The sequence below is a fragment of the Microbacterium lacticum genome, assembly GCF_006716815.1.
Lineage (GTDB): Bacteria > Actinomycetota > Actinomycetes > Actinomycetales > Microbacteriaceae > Microbacterium > Microbacterium lacticum.
The window spans coordinates 376,256-393,614 of record NZ_VFPS01000003.1 but is presented as its reverse complement, the minus strand read 5'-3'; the positions used below and the strand labels follow the sequence as shown (position 1 = coordinate 393,614).

Below are 17,359 nucleotides of genomic sequence, written 5' to 3'. Positions count from 1 at the left end.
GGGTGTAGTCGAGGGTCGGCGGCTGGTTCGCGGATAGACGTCGAGGTCTTCCAGGATGGAAGTTCTCACACTGCCCATCTGCCGGAAGACCTCGACTTGCACCACCCTACGTTCGCGACCCCTGACCTCACCACGTTCTGCCGTCTCGATGAGCTCGGCCTCGAAGCCATCGGCCAGTTGATCGAGCCCGACCGGGCGGTACTCGAGTGCCGCGTCGTTGACGATGACCCGTGGTGTCGGAAGTGTGGCGCCGAGGGCGTGCCGCGCGACACCGTGACGCGTCCGCTCGCGCACGAGCCGTTCGGTCACCGGCCCACGACGCTGCTGGTGCGGGTACGCCGCTACCGGTGCGGCCACTGCCGCCGCACCTGGCGGCAGGACACGACGAACGCGGCGGCGCCGCGGGCGAAGATCTCCCGCGGCGGGGTCGGGTGGGCGCTGAAGGCGATCGTGGTCGACCACCTCACCGTCTCCCGCGCCGCGGCAGGCCTGGGGGTGTCGTGGCACACCGCGAACACCGCGATCCTCGCCGAGGGCAAGCGGCGGCTGATCGACGATCCGGCCAGGTTCGACGGCGTCACCACGATCGGCGTCGACGAGCACGTCTGGCGTCACACCCGGTTCGGTGACAAGTACGTGACCGTGATCATCGACCTCACGCCCGCCCGCAACAAGACAGGTCCCGCACGGCTGCTGGACATGGTCGAGGGTCGGTCGAAGGCGGTGTTCAAGCAGTGGCTCGCCGCCCGGCCCAAGGAGTGGTCGAAGCAGATCGAAGTAGTCGCGATGGATGGGTTCAGTGGGTTCAAGACCGCCGCGTCCGAGGAACTCCCCGACGCGGTCCCGGTGATGGATCCGTTCCATGTCGTCCGGCTCGCCGGTGACGCCCTGGCCTGGATCGTGTCACCGTCGGGTGATTTCGCGGGTTGAGGATCGTTGAGGCTTGATTTTCCGGGGGTGTTGGTGCCTCGTGCGGGGCACTAACGGCGTCGATCTAGACTCGCTCGGTGGGGTGGTTCGTGCGGAAGGTGCGCACCGCGTCGGGTGCGACGGCGGTGCAGATCGCGTCGAAGACCCGTGGTGTGCGGACGATCGTGGAGCACCTCGGCTCCGCGCACGACGATGAGCAGCTCGCGGTGCTGGTCGCGATCGCGCGGGAGCGGATCGCGGAGCTGGCCGGGCATGTCCCGTTCGATCTGGACGGGCTGGGCGCGACGCCGCCGGCCACGACCGCGCCGACGGTGACCGGGTCGAGGTCCAGGTTGTTGTGGGATGTCCTCGAGGACGCCTACGCCCGTCTCGGGTTCGACGCGGTCGGCAACGACACATTCAAGAAGCTGGTCCTGGCCCGCGTCGTCGAGCCGACCAGCAAGGCGGACACGCTGCGGGTGTGGGACGAGCTCGGTGTCCCGGGTGCGCCGTCGCTGTCGACCGTGTGGCGGACCCTCGCCCGCAGCGTTGAGCAGGACTGGCGGTCGAAGATCGCCGCCGCAGCCTACGCGCATGCGACCCGATCTGGCCCGCTCACCGTCGTGCTCTACGACGTCACCACCCTCTACTTCGAGGCGGAGCGTGAAGACAAGCTCCGCAAGGTCGGGATGAGCAAAGAGCGCCGCGTCGACCCGCAGATCCTCGTCGGCCTCCTCGTGGACCAGGGCGGGTTCCCCCTCGAAGTCCACGAGTTCGCGGGCAACAGGGGCGAGACCCTCACCCTGCTGCCCGTCCTCGACCAGTTCCGCGAACGTCACTCCGCGACCGAGGTCGTGGTCGTCGCGGACGCCGGCATGCTGTCCGCAGCGAACCTGAACCGGCTGGAGGACGCCGGGTTCGGTTTCATCGTCGGCTCCCGCACCTCCTCCGCGCCATACGATCTCGCCGAGCACTACGCGACCGTCGGGAACATCGTCACCGATGGGGAGACGGTCGAGACCACCCGAACCATGGGTGCGGGTGTGAACGCGCGGGAGCGGCGAGTGGTGTGGCAGTACTCCCACAAGCGGAAGATCCGCGACAACATCACGTTGAACAAGCAGATCGAACGCGCCGAGCAGATCGCTGCCGGCACCCGCCCGGCGAAGAAGGACCGGTTCGTCACCCTCGGCACGGGGCCCGGCGTGAACTGGGCAAGAGTCGAGAAGGCCCGCGAATACATCGGCCTCAAGGGGTACGTCACCAACCTCAGCACCGCGACGGCTTCCGCTGCAGAGATCGTGGCGGCCTACCATGACCTGTTCCAGGTCGAGGCGACGTTCCGGATGGCAAAGACCGACCTGCGGGCGAGGCCGATGTTCGCGTCGACCGCGGACTCGATCCACGCGCACCTCACCGTCGTGTTCTGCGCTCTCGCGATCAGCCGGCACCTCTACAAGACCACCGGCGTGACGGTCCGCCGTATCGTCCGCGCGCTGCGCCCGCTGCGTGACGTCACGATCACCATCGACGGACACGAACTCACCGCGACCACCCCGCCAACGGGGGAAGCCGCCGACATCATCGCCGCACTCCGGCCGGGCGTGGGGCACTAAACTGACACGATCCAGGCCTGGACCGGACCCGGCAGAGGGTTCAGCAGGACACTCTCGGGCACCGCGGTCAGCCGGGGACCCGCTCTACGGGGTCCGCCGCACCCTCCACACCGGCGTGAGCTTCCTCACCGAGAAGCAGACTGCACGGCTGGACGCGGTGTTCGCGGTCGAGGAGCACGTCGAGGTCGAAGCGACCTGGGGCATCTACCAGCGCATCGTCGCCGCCTACCGCGAACCCGACAAGAAGAAGGCGAAGGAGATGATGCGGTCGGTGATCGATTCCGTCAGCATTGGCGTCCCCGCGAGTGCGCGGTCAAGCGCGGCTTCACCGAACCCGCCCACGGCGCCCTTGCCGCGGCGGTAGATCGAAAGACGTCCGCGGATACCCTGGCCCCTGCGCTCACCAGCCATTCCCACATAGACGATCAAGCCGTCTCGTTTGCGCATCTGATACACCCCGGGCACCAGTGGTGCGTGCGGTGCGGCGATCTCGAATGACTTCCAATCCGACCACATTGCGAGGGCGTCAACCGCTGCGTATGCAGCTATCCGATCAATCGTCACGGCACCATCATCGCGTGGGCCGCCGACAAGGACAGGAAGGGAACCCGGTGACACCGCGCCTGCGGCGTCGACCACGGGGAACTGATGATGCCCGCCAGGTGCCTTCAGCGCGCACTGCCCGCTTGCGGATCGCGTCGAGGATGTCGATTCGCTGAAGTCGGTCCGTGCGGGAAACAGACGCCCCGTCAGTTGACGGATCCATAGGTCGATGCGTCGAAGTGATATATCGCATGAGAACGCTTTAATCTTTCCTGCCGCGTGCAATAGCGTAACGGTCAATCTGATCGCGAATTACTGGGGGCACGGTGCGGTTCAAGCGGATGACGGCGGCGGTTGCGGCTTCGATCGCGCTTGTGTTGGCGGGAGTTCTCCCCGCCAGCGCCGCCGATGAGGCTGAGTCGGGTAGCACGTCGAATGTCGTCGGCGACCCCGAGTACAACGTCCTCGGTGAGACGCCGACGCAGCCGGACGCTCGCGCGCGCATGTCGGTTGCCACGCCTACACGGATCACGTTCTCGGAGAACCCGGTCGGCACCTACGTGCAGAGCCTTTATGTGGCCACCCACGGCGTTCAATTCGGTCCGACTGCTTTCATCGCCACCGACGGAGCTAACCCCACCAGTCCGGTACTCAGCGGTTCTCCCCGATTCCAGGGAGACATCACGGGGACGTTCGTTAACGCCGACGGCCCGTTCACTGTTGATCACTTCAGCGTGGACATCGGCTACTTGGATGCCGCGAACGCGGTCTCGATCCGCGCATTCGACTCCCGCGGCCTGGAACTGGTCACCGTGCCGGTGAGTCTCACGGGCATCGTGACAGTGAACGTGACCCACCCGAATATCGCAGCGTTCCTCGTCTTCACATCCGGGTCCGAGCCTGCAGGCTGGGCGATCGACAACCTGACGTTCACTGCTCCCAGCGGCGACCCGTCGAATGATGCGGGTGCATATGTTGCCCCTTGGTGACTCGTATCAGTCGGGAGAGGCGCAAAGTACGGTCCCGACGGCGCTGAGTTGCCCTATATCAACGGCACCGACACGGATACAAATCGGGCTCTTCGGACTTCCGGTGGGGGTGAGGCTCGCCGGGTGAGTTCGGGCGGGTAGGGGTCGAGGTCCCCGAGGATCAGTAGCGCCAACTGCTGCTCCAACCGAGGACCTCGACGTGTCTCACCATAGTTCGGGGTGCGCTGATGCGCGCTCTGCCGCTTGCCCGTGCTCCCGCTGCGATCTGCTGCTCGGTCTCGACGGCGTCCATGTCGAGGCGGTCGAGCGTCTGGACGGGCTGCTGGTGGTGACGGTCTCGAGCCCCGCGGCGCCGGCCGGTTGCCCGTCGTGCGGGGTGCTCGCTGTCGGTCGGGGTCGCCGCCGCCGCGTTCTTCACGACGTGCCCGGCGCGACGCGGGTGCGACTGATCTGGCGGCAGCGGGTGTGGCGTTGTGATGATCCCGACTGCATGAGGAGGACGTTCGTGGAGCAGGTCCCGACCCTGGTCGCCGCGCGCGGGTCGATCACCATGCGCGCGGTGACGTGGGCGATCGGGCAGCTGCGCCGCGAGCACGCCACGATCGCGGGCCTGGCCCGACAGCTGGGCACGTCGTGGAAGACGGTGTGGCGGGCCGTTGAGCCCGAACTCGTCAAGCTGGCTGCCGACGAGTCCCGGTTCGAGAACGTCACCACCCTCGGCGTCGACGAGCACATCTGGCATCACGTCGACTCCCGCAAGCGCGGCCCGAAGGAGCTGACCGGGATGGTCGACCTGACCCGGGATGAGCACGGTCGCACCCGTGCCCGGCTGCTCGACCTCGTGCCGGGCAGATCGGGGAAGGCCTACGCGGCCTGGCTCGACGAGCGCGGCGACGCGTTCCGGAACAACGTGAAGGTCGCGGCGTTGGACCCGTTCGCCGGATACAAGACCGCGATCGACGACAAGCTCGAGGACGCCGTCGCGGTGCTCGACGCGTTCCACGTCGTCAAGCTCGGCACCGCCGCCGTCGACGAGGTCCGCCGACGTGTCCAGCAGGACACCCTCGGTCACCGCGGCCGGAAGGGCGATCCGCTCTACGGGATCCAGACCATCCTCCGCGCCGGCGCCGAGAACCTCACCGAGAAGCAGCGGACCAGGCTCGCGGCAGCGATCGAGGCCGACCCCGCGCACGACGAGGTGTTCGTCGCATGGCAGTGCGCCCAGCAACTGCGTTCCGCCTACCACCAGAAGGACCTCGCCGAGGGGCGGCGGATCGCCGAGAAGGTCGTCGACACATTCCACACCTGCCCGATCCCCGAGATCGCCCGCCTCGGCCGCACCCTCCGCCGCTGGCGAGCCGCGTTCCTGGCCTACTTCACGACCGGACGATCATCGAACGGCGGCACTGAGGCGGTGAACGGGATCATCGAGCTCCACCGCCGCCTCGCCCGCGGCTACCGCAACCGCGACAACTACCGGCTCCGCATGCTCCTCGCCGCCGGCGGCCTCACCCCATGACCCCCACCGAATGTCCGAAGAGCCGCTTGGGCTCTTCGGACTTTAGGTGGGGGTGGGTGATGTGCGGGGCCGCGTGGTGACGGGGTGGGGCGGGTCGAGGCCCCGAGGATCGGTAGCGATCAAGCTTCCTTTCCGTTCGGAGACCTCGACCCGTGCCCGATGCTACGGGGTGCGCCGCTGCGTGCCCGTCTTCTGCTGTCTACTGTGATCGCTGCGATGTGCTCGTCGGCCTCGGCGGGCTGCACGTGGTGGCTGTCGAGCGCTGCCGCGACGGCGTGCTCCTGATCGACGTCGAGTCCCCGCCGGGGCCGGTCGGGTGCCCGGGGTGCGGGCAGGTCGCCGAGTCGCGGGGCCGGAAGGCGCTCGTGCTGGTCGATGCGCCGATGAGCGCCGCTGCGGTGCGGGTCCGGTGGCGCAAGCGCAGGTTCCGGTGCGCTGATGAGGCGTGCCCGAGGGAGTCGTTCACCGAGCAGAACGCTCTGGTCGCCGCGCCTCGCGCCAAGCTCACGGCCCGAGCGGTGATCTGGGCGGTGGGGCAGATGCGGAGGGAGAACGCGTCGGTGCAGGGCGTCGCCCGCCAGCTCGGGGTGTCGTGGCGCACGGTCTGGCGACACGTCAGGCCGGTGCTCGAGACGCGCGCCGCGGACGGGTCCCGCTTCGACGGGGTCACCACGCTCGGCGTCGACGAGCACCTCTGGCACCACGTGTCCACCAGACCCGTCGCCGATGGCGGGCGGGGTCCGAAGGAACTGACCGGGATGGTCGACCTGTCGCGCGATGCGTCCGGGCGGGTGAGGGCCCGCCTGCTGGACCTCGTGCCCGGGCGCAGCGCGAAGGCCTACGCCGACTGGCTGCAAGAGCGCGGGCAGGAGTTCCGCGACGGGGTGCAGGTCGCGACGCTGGACCCGTTCGCCGGCTACAAGAAGGCCCTCGACGACGAGCTCGACGATACCGTCGCGGTGCTCGACGCGTTCCACGTCGTCAAGCTCGGCACCACCGCGGTCGATGAGGTCCGCCGCCGCGTCCAGCAAGACACCCTCGGGCACCGCGGACGCAGAGGTGATGCGCTCTACGGGATCCGCAACATCCTCCGCGCCGGGCAGGAACGACTCACCGACCGGCAGAAGGCCCGGCTCGATGCCGCGTTCACGCAGCGCGAGGAGCACGTCGAGGTCGACGTCGCCTGGCAGGCCGCGCAGCAACTCCGCGACGCCTACCGGCATGCCGACCTCGCCACCGGGCGCAAGATCGCCGAGCACGTGCTCGAATCGCTCCCGACCTGCCCGATCCCCGAGATCGCCCGACTCGGCCGCACCCTGCGTCAGTGGCGGGCCGCGTTCCTGTCCTACTGGGATACCGACCGGTCATCCAACGGCGGCACCGAGGCCGTGAACGGCCTCATCGAACTCGCCCGCCGCGTCGCCCGCGGCTTCCGCAACTACGACAACTACCGACTCCGCATGCTCCTCATCGCCGGCGGCCTCGACCCCACCACCCCCACCTAAAGTCCGAAGAGCCCGTTTCTCAGATCGGCCTCACAGTTCCAGACGCCCTCCCGCTCAAGCGGGCGTTCCTGTACCTGCGCGTGAGTACACCCAGGCAAGCCCGGAAGAATGGCGAGGCCGAGGGATACTCCATCCCTCAACAACGCGAGTACTGCCGCCAGAAGGCGAGAGAGCTTGGCGCAGAGGTTGTTGGCGAGTACATCGATGCCGGGGAGTCGGCCAGAACCGCCGGGCGGCCACAGCTACAGCAGATGCTGGCGGACGTCGCGGGGCTCGGCGCGGGCGTTGACTACGTCATCGTCCACAAGCTCGACCGCCTGGCACGGAACCGCGTCGACGACGTCCAAATCGTGATGGCCATCCAAGAAGCCGGGGCGACGCTGGTGTCGGTCAGTGAGCTGATTGACGAGACGCCGAGCGGCAAGCTGATGCACGCCATCCTGGCGGGCTTCGCCGAGTACTACTCCTCGAACCTGTCGAACGAGTCGAAGAAGGGGATGGCCCAGAAGGCGCGAAACGGTGGCCCGCACGGCGTCGCACCGATCGGCTACACAAACACGCTCGCACGCGTCAACGGGCAAGAGGTCAAAGGCATTCAGCTTGATGAGGAGCGAGCACCGCACATCGCCTGGGCGTTTCGCACCTACGCGACCGGCGACTGGAGCATCTCGACTCTGCGTGATGCTCTCGAAGAACGAGGACTCCGTAGCCGGGTGACGCAGAAATATCGAGGCACACCCCTCAGCGACGCTCAGGTGCATCGGTTCCTGAAAAACCCGTACTACATCGGGAAGATCGTCTACCAAGGAACGGTGCTGCCCGGCGCGCATGAACCGCTCATCGACGAGAAGACGTGGTTTCACTGTCAGGACCTACTCGCCGGGCGTCGCATCTCTGGCGATCGCTCATGGAAGATGAACCATCCACTCAAGGGTTCACTTCGCTGCGCCCGGTGTGGTGGTCGCATGGGCTACGGCAAAAGCCGAGGCAAGGGCGGGGAGTATGAGTACTTCTTCTGCCTTGGACGACACACTGGCCGCACTACCTGCGACCTGCCGTACATCGCGGTCGAGAAAGCCGAGGATGCAACGCTGCAGGAGTGGTACAGCAAGGGACTGCTCACCAGCGACGAAGTCGAAGAAGCTCGCGCAGCCGCCACTCGACAGTTGGATGAATATCTGAAAGACAGCGCCGAGAACCTGGCCCGGCAACAAGCACGGCTGGTGACACTGGAGCGAAAGAAGCAGAAGCTCATCGATGCGTATCTGGACGATGCCATCTCCGGCGAAGACCTCAAGCCTCGGCAGATGCAGGTCGAGCGAGAGATCGCTGACGCCAAGGGCCAGCTACTCTCTGCCGAAGACGACCGAGCGCAGCTATTCGCCCGACTCGAGACCGTGCTGAATGCCCTAGATGTACTGACCTCGACCGTTGTTGATTCGGTCGATGGGGGTTTTGCCTCCGATGCCGAGGTGGTGCCTGTCTAGGTTGTAGTAGTCGAGCCAGGTCGTCAACCCTGCTTTTCGGTCGTCGTTCGAGCTCCAGGGGCGGGCGTAGGCCCACTCGGTGGCGAGGGTGCGGTTGAGGCGTTCGACTTTCCCGTTGGTCCAGGGGCAGTGCGGTTTGATGAACCGCTGTCGGATGCCGTGCGCGTCGACCACGGCCTTGAACGCGGCCGAGTGGCGGTAAGCGAACGCGTTGTCGCTGATGACGCGTTCGACTGTGACGCCGAGGCGCGCGTAGAACGCGATCGCGCGGTCGAGGACGCCCGCCGCGGTGGTGCCTTTCTCGTCGTCGTGGATCTCCGCGTAAGCAACTCGGGAATGGTCGTCGATGACGGTGTGCACGTAGTCGTAACCCAGGCCCCGCTTGCGCGCAGGACGTTGCCCGCGGCCATGCAGACGCCATCCGCCGCCGTCGGGGATACGGCCGAGTTTCTTCACATCAACGTGGATCAGGGACCCGGGATGATCATGCTCGTAACGCTGCGCGGATCGGCGGGTCGCGCGGATCACGGACCCCGTGACCGGGTCCAGCTCCCGCAGCAACGGCACGTGGTGGCGGCGCAACACCCTACCGACCGTTGAGGCCTGCAAGCCGAGCTTGTCAGCGATGAACACCGGCCCACGCCGAGTGAGGTGCCGCATGATCCGCACCCTCGCCTCCACGCACGCTTTGGTCTGGCGAGGGTGGGAGCGGGCGACGCTGGAACGATCGATCAGGCCCGCCGGGCCGCACTCCCGGAACCTGCGCCACCACCGCCACGCGGTCGTGCGGGAGATCCCCATTTCCGCGGCAACATGCGCGACCGCACGCCCCGACTGGATGCGCTGAACCATGATCAACCGGCCGGCCGGAGTCAGCCGGGCATTAGCGTGAGACAAGAGAGACCTCCGTGCGTTTGAGCTGAAGAACTTAGACAGCTCCAACTCGACCCCGGAGGTCTCTCCTACGTCAACAACGATCTGGGTCAGTACACCTAGAACACGCAGCGCGTGTCTACGAGCGCGGCAATGAGGAGACGAGGCGAAGTCTCAACCAAGCCCTCTTCGACTACTTCGAGATTGACCTCGTCGACAAAGACGGTGAGACGCTCGCCCAGGCCACGTTCGAGGCCGTGGCACGCGTGAACGGGGCGCTTTCCGCGCCGGTTGCGGCCGTAGCTGGACTTGTGCCCGGAAAGGGGCAGCTGCGCGCAGCAGCGGCCCTACAGGGCGGGCGAAGCGCCGAAACCGCAGGAGCCCGTCACGCAGAAACCCCCGGCAAGCTACCGCTTACAGGGGGGTTCCAACGTGACTCACTTGGCGGTGACGGTGGGATTTGAACCCACGGTAGGGGGTTACCCTACACAACTTTTCGAGAGTTGCACCTTCGGCCGCTCGGACACGTCACCGTCGTCCATCTTACGACACCGAGAAGGATGCCGCGAACCGGCTCAGCGGCCAGCCGCGACCGCGACGTGCGTGCGGAAGATGTCCGCCGTGGCATCCTGCGGGGCGCGGCCGATGCCGCACTCCGTGGCGACGCCGAACTCCTCGACGTGGCGACCCGCGGCCTCGATCCGCCGCGCGGCGCCCGCGACACCGTCTTCGCGGTGTACGAGCCCGAGATACAGCTCCGCGTCCCCGATCGCAAGCTCCTCGAGCGGCGCGAAGTACGCGTCGTCGTCGCGCTCGATCGGCACCGGTAGGTGGATCCACGTGATCGGGCGGGTGGTGGCATCCGTCAGCTCGTTCACGAAACGCGTGAGGTTCGCGGCATCGCGCGGTTCGACGAAGTGCCGCTCGCTGACGTCGCCGTAGCAGAGGCGCACGCCGACTTCGACGTCGGTCGGCACACGGTCGATCGCGTCGGCCGCCCGCGCCACCAGCCCCTCCCACACGTCGCCCGTCCACCACGGCGTCGACCCGCCGGGATGGGCGTGCGTCTCGATGACGGCGAACTCGACGGCGCAGTCCCACTGGATCGCGAGGTCGTGGTTCGGCACGGCCGCGAGCACACCGTCGAGCTCGCGATAGACCAGGTCGCGATACACCGGCTCGATCGCCTGCCGGTCCTCCCCCGTGAAGAACGCGCCGATCACCGCCGTCGGCGTCGGCAGCGCCACCTGGACGCGCGTCCCGGGGCGATCACGCCCTCGGCGCGCAGCCGAGTGAAGACCTCGTACGACTCCGCTGCCGCCCGCGCGTAGCCGAGCTCGGGAAGACGGATGTCCGCGGCATCCACCCCGTCGGCGATGCGCAGCGGCCGCCCGTCGAGGTGTCCGATCATGATCGGCTCATCGCCCACCCGCTCGATGCCCTCCGCCCGCGCGAGCACGTCGGGCTGGAACATGATCCAGTGGAACCGGTCGCCCGGCTCGCCGTCGGGGATGCGCCGCAGCAGGCCGCCGAGGTTCTCCGCGGCGGCGATCATCGCCGACTCCGCGTCGGGGTAGGTGAGGCTGCCGACCAGGTGGGCGCCGCGCACAGAAGCCATGGCCCGAGCCTGATGTCGCCGAGGCGGCGTAGCGTGTCGCACGGAGGGGTGCGCGATGACGGAACGGATGACTGGCCAGCAGCGCCTCGTGCTGACGATCGCGATCCTCGGCTCGTTCGTCGCGTTCCTCGACTCCACGATCGTGAACGTCGCCCTGCCCGCGATCGCGCGCGACCTCGGCGGCGGGCTCGTCACGCAGCAGTGGACCGTCGACGCCTACCTCATCACCCTCAGCGCGCTCATCCTCGTCGCCGGCGCGGTCAGCGACGCGTTCGGCCGCATCCTCGTCCTCCGCATCGGCCTCATCGCCTTCGGCGTGGCATCCATCGCCGTCGCACTCGCCCCCGACGCGGTCTTCCTCGTCATCGCCCGGGCCGCACAGGGCGCGGCGGGCGCCTTCCTCGTGCCGAGCTCGCTCGCCCTCATCACCTCAACGATGGTCGAGCCCCTGCGCTCGCGCGCCATCGGCATCTGGACCGCCTCGACGACGGCGGCGATGATCGTCGGCCCGCTCCTGGGCGGCCTCATCGTCGACCACCTCTCCTGGCGATGGGCGTTCCTGCTGAACGTGCTGCCGATCGCAGTGTCGCTCTGGTTCTTGACGCGCCTCGACCACCGCGAGACGAGACGACCGGATGCCCGTGTCGACATCGTCGGCGCCCTCATGTGCACGTTCGGCCTCGGCGGCGCGGTCTTCGCGCTCATCGAACAGCCGAACGCCGGCTGGTCGGCGCCGTGGATCTGGCTGCCCGGGGTCGGCGGCCTCGCCCTGCTCGTCGCCTTCGTCTGGCGACAACGCCACGTCGCCGACCCGATCCTCCCGCTCGACCTGTTCCGCAGCCGCACGTTCTCGGCCGGAAACCTCGCCACCTTCTTCGTCTACGCCGCGCTCGCCCTCAACGGTTTCGTGCTCGCCGTCTACCTGCAGCAGGGCGCCAGCCTCACCGCCACCCTGGCGGGCCTCGCGAGCCTGCCGACGACGATCGTCATGATCGTGCTCAGCCCCCGCGCCGGTGCGCTCGCCGGGCGCTGGGGGCCGCGCCTGTTCATGACCGTCGGGCCGCTCATCATGGCCGTCGGCGCCGTGCTGCTGCTGACCGTCGCGGCCGACTTCGACTACTGGTGGCAGGTGTTCCCCGCGATGGTCGTGTTCGGGTTCGGGCTCGCGCTCACGGTCTCGCCCCTGACCGCGGCGATCCTCGGGGCGGCCGACTCGGAGCGGGCCGGCATCGCGTCGGCCGTCAACAATGCCGTCGCCCGCGTCGCGGGGCTGCTGCCCATCGCGGCGCTCGGCGCCATCACCGGCGGGGCGCTCGACCTCGCCGGCTTCCACCGCGCCGCCGTGGTGACGGCGATCCTGCTCGTCATCGGGGGCGTCGTCTCGCTGCTCGGCATCCGCAACCCGCCGCGCGAGAGCGAGGCATCCACCGCGGAGGCCACCGGGCCGTAGCTGCGTCGCGGCCGGTCTAGCTCTCCTGCCCGGCCTCGCGGTCGGCGGCGGCCGGGGCACGCCCGTACGCGGCGGCGATGTCCTGCGAGGTCGCCCCGCCCTCATAGGTCGGATGCTGCGGCCAGCCGTCGGGAACCTCCTGCCACTCCTCCTGCCGCCCGTACGGCAGCACGTCGACGAGGCCGTGCATGTGCCCGAGCTGCTCGGTGCCACGCCCGTCGGTGTGCCAGGTGCGATAGACCGTGTCGCCGTCGCGCAGGAACACGTTCACCGCGAACCCCTCCTCCGGCGGCGCACCCATGTCGGCGCCGAACGGGCTGTTCGCGGTCGAGTACCACTCCATTTCGTTGCCGACCCGCTCCTTGTAGGCCAGCGCCTCCTCGATCGGCCCCTGCGTGACGATCACGAACCGCGCGTCGTAGTCGTCGAGGAACTCCAGCCGCGTGAACTGCGACGTCCACCCCGTGCAGCCGGGGCACTGCCACGTCTTCCCCGGGAACCACATGTGGCTGTAGACGATCAGCTGCGTCTTGTCGCCGAATATCTCGGCGAGCGTCACCGGCCCGTCGGGGCCGTCGAGCGTGTACTCGGGCAGCTCGACCATCGGCATCCGCCGCCGCTGCGCCGCCACCGCGTCGAGCTCGCGCGTCGCCGCCTTCTCGCGCACGCGCAGCGCTTCGAGATCTCGCCACCACGTCTCCGCGTCGACGACCGGGGGAAGAGCGGATGCCACGGCCATGCGATTCTCCTTCGAACGGATGCCCTTCCATGCTCGCGCGTCCCACCGACACCGGCAATGCCCCCACCGTGTCGGCACCGACGGCGGGGGCGATGCTGCCCGTGACGCGAGTCCTCGACGGCAGTGGCGCGACGCAGGGCGCACTGCCAGACTGGGCGCATGAGCGCGATCGAGAACTCGAAACTGACCGTCGTCGGCGCTGGTGCGGTGGGCTCGTCCGTCGCCTATGCCGCCCTCATCCGCGAGTCGGCGCGCCACGTGGCGCTGTACGACATCGCCACCGCCCGCGTCGAAGCCGAGGTGCTCGACCTCGCCCACGGCTCGCAGTTCACCGGAACGAGCGACATCATCGGCGGCGCCGACCTCGACGTCACGAACGACTCGCACGTCATCGTGATCACCGCGGGCGCCGCGCAGAAGCCGGGGCAGACCCGCACCGACCTGGCGGGCGTCAACGCCGGCATCCTGCGCTCTCTCGTGCCGTCGCTGCTCGAGCGCTCGCCCGACGCGGTCTTCGTCATCGTGACCAACCCCGCCGACGTGATGGCCGTCGTCGCGCAGGAGGTCAGCGGGCTGCCGCGCGAGCGCGTGTTCAGCTCGGGCACCGTGCTCGACACGTCGCGCCTGCGCTGGAAGCTCGGTCAGCGCGCCGGCGTCTCGATCTCGAGTGTGCACGCCTACATCGTCGGCGAGCACGGCGACACCGAGTTCCCGCTCTGGTCGCACGCGACCATCGGCTCGGTGCCGATCCTCGACTGGCAGCCCCTCGACGGACAGCCGAAGTTCACGGTCGACGAACTCGACCAGATCGCGATCGACGTGCGCGACGCCGCCTACAAGGTCATCCAGGGCAAGGGCGCGACGAATTACGCGATCGGCCTGTCGGGAGCGCGCATCGTCGAGGCGATCCTCGAGGACGAGCACGCCGTCATGCCCGTCTCGACCGTGCTCGAAGACTTCCACGGGGTGAGCGGCGTGGCCCTCTCGGTGCCGTCCGTCGTCTCGGCGGCGGGCGCCGTGCCGATCCGCGAGACCTCGTTCTCCGAGCACGAGCTCGAGCTGTTCCACCGCTCCGCCGAGGCGCTGCGCCAGGTCGCCGACTCGATCCGCTGACGCGAGCGGCTCCCCCGGCGGCGCTGTCCTCGCGGCGTTGCTGATCCCGTCTGCGCCGATCCGGGTCCGCCCTCACTGCAAGGTCGCGCGGGCGACACGCCGCCGCGCGGCGAGGATCCGCGGCGTGTCGCGCGCTGCGCCTTGCAGTTGTGGTGCGGGCGGCGCGATCGATGGTGCGGCGCACGGCGCGCACGAGGGCGGTGTCGGATGCCACGGATAGCCTGGTTCCATGGCATCCAAACGCGCGGCGAGCACGCTGGCCTATCGCTGCACGGAGTGCGGGTGGACGAGCGCCAAGTGGGTCGGTCGCTGCGGTGAATGCCAGCAGTGGGGCACCGTCGTCGAGGCGGCGACGTCCACCGGCATCGCCTCCCCCGCGGTGACGCCCCTCGCGCCGAGCCGCTCCGCACGCCCGATCACCGAGATCGACACCCGCGAGACCCCGCGGCGCACGTCGGGCATCGGCGAGTTCGACCGCGTGCTGGGCGGCGGCATCGTGCCGGGCGCCGCGATCCTGCTCTCTGGCGAGCCCGGCGTCGGAAAGTCCACCCTGCTGCTCGAGGTCGCCGCGCGCACCGCCGCCGCGGGCGGGCGCGTGCTCTACGTCAGCGCCGAGGAGTCGCTCGCCCAGGTGCGGCTCCGAGCCGAGCGCACCGGTTCCCTGCACGACGAGCTCTACCTCGCAGCCGAGACCGACCTGGCCACGATCCTCGGCCACGTCGACGAGACGGCACCCGGCCTCCTCATCGTCGACTCGGTGCAGACGGTCTCGTCGGGGCTCATCGACGGCGCGGCCGGGCATCCGAGTCAGGTGCGCGAAGTGGCATCCACGCTCATCCGCGTCGCGAAGGATCGTGGGCTGCCGGTCATCCTCGTCGGGCACGTCACGAAAGACGGCCAGGTCGCGGGGCCGCGCATCCTCGAGCACCTCGTCGACGTCGTCTGCCACTTCGAGGGCGACCGGCAGACCGCGCTGCGGTTCGTGCGCGCGCTGAAGAACCGTTTCGGCGCCACCGACGAGGTCGGCTGCTTCGAGCAGACCCAGCACGGCATCGCCGAGGTGCCCGACCCGAGCGCCCTCTTCCTCGGCCACGGCTCACGCGAACCGGGCACCTGCGTCACGATCGCCCTCGAGGGCCGCCGCGCACTGCCGGTCGAAGTGCAGGCGCTCACCCTGCCCGGCTCGGGCCCGAATCCGCGGCGGATCGTCAGCGGTGTCGACGGGGCGCGGGTCGCGATGGTGCTCGCGGTGCTCGAGAAGCGCGCGGGGCTCCGCCTCTCCGACCAGGATGTCTACGTCTCAACCGTCGGCGGGGTGCGCCTCACCGAGCCCGCCGCCGATCTCGCGATCGCCCTCGCCGTCGCGAGCGCGGTCTCGAACCGGCCGAACCCGGCGAAGCTCGTCGCGATCGGCGAGCTGAGCCTCGCCGGCGAGGTGCGCGCCGTCACGCAGCACGAGCAGCGGCGCGCGGAGGCGACCCGGCTCGGCTACCGCACGATCGTCGACACCGCCTCGCCCGACCTGCGCAGCGCCCTCCGCGATCTGCCGCGGCTGCATCCGGTCGAACCCGGCGACGAACCCGGGTTCTGAGCGGCCGTCCGCCGTCGAGACGCGGCCGTCAGGCGTCGAGCGCGGCGATCACGTCGGCGGGAGCGGCCTGCATGGCGTGCGGACCGGCGATGTCGAAGAAGACCGTCGTGATCTCGTCGGCGTGCGCCCCGAGAAAGGCGCGCAACCACGCCGGCGACTGCAGTCCGACGGCGGCCGGGAGCGCCGCCGGCTTGTTCGCGGCGTCGCTGAACAGCAGCAGCGCGACGTCGCCGGTGTTCCGGTCGCGGTAGGTCCACACCTCGCCGCTGTCTTGTGGATCATCGCGCTGACCGGCACGCATCAGCGGCACCACGGTCGGCCCGTGCCGCAGCGCGAACGCGAGCGCAGCCATGTCCTGCGTCTGCAGGGCGTCGGCCAGCTGCGGGTTGCGGAACTCCAGGGGCGCCTGCGCGCGCTTCTTGCCGGCCATGGTCCCAGACTACGAGAGCACTCGGGGCTGGGGAAAAGGGGGGCCCTCTCGATCCCCCCATTGGGGACTGGGAGAATCGAGAGAGCCAAAGCTCACTGCGGCGCAGTATCCAAAATATCGAGACCACTGGGGTTGGCGTCGAAACCGAAGCTGGGGACGACGGGGACGCACCGCAGGAGCTGTATTGAAGGGTACGCATCTCTCCGCCGCATCGGCACCCTGGCAGGTAGTTCAGAGGATGAGAATTCTCTCAGACGAGCAATACGCCCACATCAACGATCAGCGCAGCTCGAACATGCGGGTGTCGGCCGCCTCGATGCCCCCGATCGAGACCTGCAGGTGGAAGTACCCCGCCGGCGCCTGCGGACGCGACGACCCGCACGAGTCGACCGACGAGCGGGTGCGATCCCACACCACCGGCGTGACGCTCGAGACCGTCTGGCCGGCGGCGAGCTGCACCACCTGATCGCTCGACTCGCTCTGGCAGTCGGTCGAGCGCCACCACGTGTCGGAGCCGCTCGTGATCACGAACGACTGCGTCGCGGTGCCCACGTTGATCAGACACGGCGTCGCCGCGTTGTTCGACAGTGTGATCGACAGCTGCGGCTGCTCGCCGGCGGCGTAGACGTCTTTGTCGGTGACGGCGAGCACCGTGATGTCCGACGTCGAGCACGCCGCGATCGCCGGGGCGGTGCCGGATGCCCCGGGGTCCGGTTCCTCGGCGGCGGGCGTGTCGGTGGCATCCGCTGCCGGTGTGCTCTCGGCGGGCGTCGCCGCACCGGGCGTGGCGGCCGTCGTCGAGACCGAGGGCGTCGGCTGCGACACCGGCGCATCCCGCCACGGCTGCCACAGCGCGAGCACCAGCGCCACAATGCCGCCGACCACGATCAACGCGAGCAGCAGCGCCACGAGGCGACGCCGGCGGTAGACGGCCGGCGAGGGGCGGCGCCGGGTGGGAGTGCTCACCCGTCCAGGCT

Annotated in this window: 14 protein-coding genes, 1 tRNA gene and 2 pseudogenes; 10 read left to right on the top strand and 7 right to left on the bottom strand. The window is 68.9% G+C overall.

Annotation, left to right across the window (positions count from 1 at the left end):
• Window positions 1-96: 96 nt before the first annotated feature.
• The 7 genes and pseudogenes from FHX68_RS10610 to FHX68_RS10575 all read left to right on the top strand — a co-directional run.
• Window positions 97-891, top strand: a pseudogene (locus FHX68_RS10610) (ISL3 family transposase); the annotation flags it as partial.
• Window positions 892-1,007: 116 nt separating this feature from the next.
• The gene (locus FHX68_RS10605) at window positions 1,008-2,525 is read left to right on the top strand and encodes an IS1634 family transposase (protein ID WP_141920091.1); all 1,518 of its coding nucleotides are present in this window, start codon (window positions 1,008-1,010) and stop codon (window positions 2,523-2,525) included.
• A 17-nt stretch (window positions 2,526-2,542) separates the two neighbouring features.
• Window positions 2,543-2,832 (top strand): annotated as a pseudogene (locus tag FHX68_RS10600) (transposase); the annotation flags it as partial.
• Between the two features lie 562 nt (window positions 2,833-3,394).
• Window positions 3,395-4,057: a hypothetical protein gene (locus FHX68_RS10590; protein ID WP_141381645.1), complete on the top strand. Its 663-nt coding sequence runs from the start codon at window positions 3,395-3,397 to the stop codon at window positions 4,055-4,057.
• A gap of 199 nt (window positions 4,058-4,256) precedes the next feature.
• Window positions 4,257-5,576, top strand: a complete 1,320-nt coding sequence (locus FHX68_RS10585) for an ISL3 family transposase (protein WP_425325860.1) — start codon at window positions 4,257-4,259, stop codon at window positions 5,574-5,576.
• 152 nt (window positions 5,577-5,728) lie between these two features.
• Entirely contained in the window at window positions 5,729-7,081 is a 1,353-nt protein-coding gene (locus FHX68_RS10580) for an ISL3 family transposase (protein WP_425325858.1), read from the top strand.
• 23 nt (window positions 7,082-7,104) lie between these two features.
• Window positions 7,105-8,568 (top strand): recombinase family protein, encoded by a 1,464-nt coding sequence (locus FHX68_RS10575; RefSeq protein ID WP_280525040.1) that lies wholly within the window; start codon window positions 7,105-7,107, stop codon window positions 8,566-8,568.
• Here the strand turns inward: FHX68_RS10575 and FHX68_RS10570 are convergent.
• From FHX68_RS10570 to FHX68_RS15940, 4 genes are all read right to left on the bottom strand, one after another.
• Window positions 8,491-9,465: an IS481 family transposase gene (locus tag FHX68_RS10570; protein WP_141920012.1), complete on the bottom strand. Its 975-nt coding sequence runs from the start codon at window positions 9,463-9,465 to the stop codon at window positions 8,491-8,493. The genes FHX68_RS10575 and FHX68_RS10570 overlap by 78 nt on opposite strands.
• A gap of 418 nt (window positions 9,466-9,883) precedes the next feature.
• A tRNA-Ser gene (locus FHX68_RS10565) sits at window positions 9,884-9,974 on the bottom strand.
• A 42-nt stretch (window positions 9,975-10,016) separates the two neighbouring features.
• On the bottom strand, window positions 10,017-10,688 hold the full coding sequence (locus tag FHX68_RS15945; RefSeq protein WP_229661634.1) for a hypothetical protein: 672 nt from the start codon (window positions 10,686-10,688) through the stop codon (window positions 10,017-10,019).
• On the bottom strand, window positions 10,661-11,059 hold the full coding sequence (locus tag FHX68_RS15940; protein ID WP_229661633.1) for a hypothetical protein: 399 nt from the start codon (window positions 11,057-11,059) through the stop codon (window positions 10,661-10,663). The genes FHX68_RS15945 and FHX68_RS15940 overlap by 28 nt, the downstream gene beginning before the upstream one ends.
• Before the next feature lie 55 nt (window positions 11,060-11,114).
• Between FHX68_RS15940 and FHX68_RS10555 the strand changes: the two genes are divergently transcribed.
• Window positions 11,115-12,509 carry an MFS transporter gene (locus tag FHX68_RS10555; protein ID WP_141381357.1) on the top strand — a complete coding sequence of 465 codons (1,395 nt, stop codon included), beginning with the start codon at window positions 11,115-11,117 and terminating at the stop codon, window positions 12,507-12,509.
• 16 nt (window positions 12,510-12,525) lie between these two features.
• On the opposite strand, the gene FHX68_RS10550 is transcribed toward FHX68_RS10555, so the two are convergent.
• Window positions 12,526-13,248, bottom strand: a complete 723-nt coding sequence (locus FHX68_RS10550) for a DUF899 domain-containing protein (RefSeq protein ID WP_141381356.1) — start codon at window positions 13,246-13,248, stop codon at window positions 12,526-12,528.
• A 159-nt stretch (window positions 13,249-13,407) separates the two neighbouring features.
• Between FHX68_RS10550 and FHX68_RS10545 the strand changes: the two genes are divergently transcribed.
• Both FHX68_RS10545 and radA read left to right on the top strand, forming a co-directional pair.
• Window positions 13,408-14,361 carry an L-lactate dehydrogenase gene (locus FHX68_RS10545; protein WP_141381355.1) on the top strand — a complete coding sequence of 318 codons (954 nt, stop codon included), beginning with the start codon at window positions 13,408-13,410 and terminating at the stop codon, window positions 14,359-14,361.
• Window positions 14,362-14,590: 229 nt separating this feature from the next.
• The gene (radA, locus tag FHX68_RS10540; RefSeq protein WP_141381354.1) at window positions 14,591-15,952 is read left to right on the top strand and encodes a DNA repair protein RadA; all 1,362 of its coding nucleotides are present in this window, start codon (window positions 14,591-14,593) and stop codon (window positions 15,950-15,952) included.
• Window positions 15,953-15,980: 28 nt separating this feature from the next.
• Here the strand turns inward: radA and FHX68_RS10535 are convergent, their stop codons facing one another.
• Both FHX68_RS10535 and FHX68_RS10530 read right to left on the bottom strand, forming a co-directional pair.
• Window positions 15,981-16,382 (bottom strand): dehydrogenase, encoded by a 402-nt coding sequence (locus FHX68_RS10535; RefSeq protein ID WP_141381353.1) that lies wholly within the window; start codon window positions 16,380-16,382, stop codon window positions 15,981-15,983.
• Window positions 16,383-16,661: 279 nt separating this feature from the next.
• Window positions 16,662-17,348, bottom strand: coding sequence for a hypothetical protein (locus FHX68_RS10530; RefSeq protein ID WP_229661632.1), 687 nt, complete (start codon window positions 17,346-17,348; stop codon window positions 16,662-16,664).
• Window positions 17,349-17,359 lie beyond the last annotated feature (11 nt).

What these genes read in the sequence shown, in the direction of transcription:
- FHX68_RS15940 (WP_229661633.1), bottom strand. Translation starts at nt 11,059, where the DNA reads ATGGCTTCTGTGCGCGGCGCCCACCTGGTCGGCAGCCTCACCTACCCC.
- FHX68_RS10555 (WP_141381357.1), top strand. Translation starts at nt 11,115, where the DNA reads ATGACGGAACGGATGACTGGCCAGCAGCGCCTCGTGCTGACGATCGCG.
- FHX68_RS10550 (WP_141381356.1), bottom strand. Translation starts at nt 13,248, where the DNA reads ATGGCCGTGGCATCCGCTCTTCCCCCGGTCGTCGACGCGGAGACGTGG.
- FHX68_RS10545 (WP_141381355.1), top strand. Translation starts at nt 13,408, where the DNA reads ATGAGCGCGATCGAGAACTCGAAACTGACCGTCGTCGGCGCTGGTGCG.
- radA (WP_141381354.1), top strand. Translation starts at nt 14,591, where the DNA reads ATGGCATCCAAACGCGCGGCGAGCACGCTGGCCTATCGCTGCACGGAG.
- FHX68_RS10535 (WP_141381353.1), bottom strand. Translation starts at nt 16,382, where the DNA reads ATGGCCGGCAAGAAGCGCGCGCAGGCGCCCCTGGAGTTCCGCAACCCG.